Source organism: Aurantimonas sp. A3-2-R12 (genome assembly GCF_036016755.1).
GTDB lineage: Bacteria > Pseudomonadota > Alphaproteobacteria > Rhizobiales > Rhizobiaceae > Aurantimonas > Aurantimonas coralicida_A.
In genome coordinates, this window is sequence record NZ_JAYXIH010000105.1 from 1 (window position 1) to 2,031 (window position 2,031).

2 protein-coding genes are annotated in these 2,031 nt (G+C 62.9%); both read left to right on the forward strand.

Going from position 1 to position 2,031, the window contains the following annotated elements; translation table 11 throughout:
* The first annotated feature begins 199 nt into the window (after window positions 1-199).
* Window positions 200-1,756: an ISL3 family transposase gene (locus tag VSX60_RS22185; protein ID WP_327626404.1), complete on the forward strand. Its 1,557-nt coding sequence runs from the start codon at window positions 200-202 to the stop codon at window positions 1,754-1,756.
* 53 nt (window positions 1,757-1,809) lie between these two features.
* Window positions 1,810-1,956: an Arm DNA-binding domain-containing protein gene (locus tag VSX60_RS22670; protein WP_442873141.1), complete on the forward strand. Its 147-nt coding sequence runs from the start codon at window positions 1,810-1,812 to the stop codon at window positions 1,954-1,956.
* Window positions 1,957-2,031 lie beyond the last annotated feature (75 nt).

Here is a 2,031-nt window from a genome sequence, read left to right on the forward strand (position 1 = left end):
GCCCGGCTCCGATCGCATTGCGTTGTTGTCAGGTAGGAGCGACCGTCGAGACTGAACTCACATGCTGCCAAAGCGTATGTTGGCAGAGACCCGCGAGATGATCACCGCAGGGAGTGTCGAACGGCATTGAACCGGGGGTCTGACTCATCTTTGATGCAGTTTGGCGGTGGGAATGGCGATTTCGTTGGAGATCGCTGCCATGTCGTACCGTCTGTCGCTTTCGTCTTTGATCCCGGGAGGTCTTGCTGTCGACCGACATGAGATATCAGATGGTGCCCTGGTGGTGACGGCATCGGCCCGTTCGCCGTTCGCGGCATGTCCCTCTTGCACCCGGCCATCGCGCCGCGTCCACAGTCGCTACGAACGCCATGTATCCGATCTGCCGTCGGCCGGTCGCGCTGTTCATCTTCGACTCGTGACCCGCCGCTTCCGGTGCGATGCGGCTGCATGCCGCCAAAGGATTTTCTCCGAGCGGTTTGGAGACGACATCGTTCCTCAACGTGCTCGCCGGACGGGACGCATGGAGTGCATCGTCCATCATCTCGGCCTGGCCCTTGGCGGCAGACCTGGTGCCAGCTTCGCCCAGCGCCTGATGATTCCGGTCAGCAACGACACCCTGCTGCGCGTCGTTCGGCGGCGGGCACGGCCCCGAACCGACACACTCGCCGTTGTGGGGGTCGACGACTGGGCGTTCCGGCGCAACCATTGCTACGGCTCGATCGTCTGCGATCTGGAACGTCGCCGCATCGTCAAGCTGCTGCCCGATCGCGAGATCGCAACCGTCGCTGCGTGGCTGTCGCGTCACCCGACGATCCGGGTCGTTTCCCGGGACCGGGGTGGTGGCTATGGCGAGGCAACCACAAAGGCGCTGCCGAGCGCCATCCAGGTCGCCGATCGTTGGCACCTCATGGAGAATGCCAGCGCCGCCTTTCTCGCGGCCGTCAAGCAGTCGATGAAGCCGATCCGCGCCGCTCTGGATGCGACGGTCATCGATCCACAGCTCCTGACGTCGGCCGAGCGGATCCAGTTCGAGGGCTACCTTCGACGCGAGGAAACAAACGCCGTGATCACCAGCCTTGCCGCGGAGTGCGTCTCGATCAAGGAGATCGTCCGGCGAACTGGTCGGAGTCGCAAGCTGGTCCGACAGATTGTGCGCGGTGAGCGCACCGACGTATTCCGTACCCGCCAGGGATCACTCGATCCTCATCTGCCGTTCCTCGACGCGCAATGGGACACAGGCTGTCGCAACGGCGCCGAACTCTGGCGGCGGCTTCGGACGATGGGCTTTGCCGGATCGACCCGCGTCGTTGGCGAGTGGGCGACGCGCCGACGACGTTCAGAGAGAATGACGAACGCCCAGTTTCGCAGGGTTCCCTCGGCGCGATCGATTGCTCGTCTCATGATGTTGATGCGCGATCATCTGACAAAAGCCGAGACGGTCACCGTCGCAGCGATAGAGACTGGTGCCCCAGCGCTTGCTGAGGCGCGGGTGCCGATCGATCGCTTCCACACCATCATCCGCCGACGGGCAACAAGCGATCTCGATGAATGGATCCGGGCCGCTACACCGAGCCTGATCGCCTCATTCGTCCGCGGCCTCACCAAAGATCTTGCCGCCGTGCGCGCCGCCATCGCCGAGCCCTGGTCGAACGGGCAAACCGAAGGGCAAGTCAACAAGCTCAAGCTCGTCAAACGACAAATGTACGGCCGCGGAAAGATCGACCTGCTCGAGGCCCGATTGCTCGGTGCGTACTGATCGTCATCGGATTTGCGTCAGACCCCCGTTTGGACGCCGATTGACAGCGGGCGCTGCCGTCCGGGCTGAAATCCTATGTCCTGCAATATCGCGCACCGACAGGACGCAGCCGTCGCATCAATGTCGGTCGGCACGGTGTTTTGACCGTCGAGCAGGCGCGCAACATAGAGGTGGCTCGGGAAAATTGGACAGCGTGCTGAGTGGATTGTCTGCCTGAAGGCGGCCAGGATGGCCGAGATCAGGAGAGACGATGAGCAAGAGACCCAGGCGGAACC

What these genes read in the sequence shown, in the direction of transcription:
- VSX60_RS22185 (WP_327626404.1), top strand. Translation starts at nt 200, where the DNA reads ATGTCGTACCGTCTGTCGCTTTCGTCTTTGATCCCGGGAGGTCTTGCT.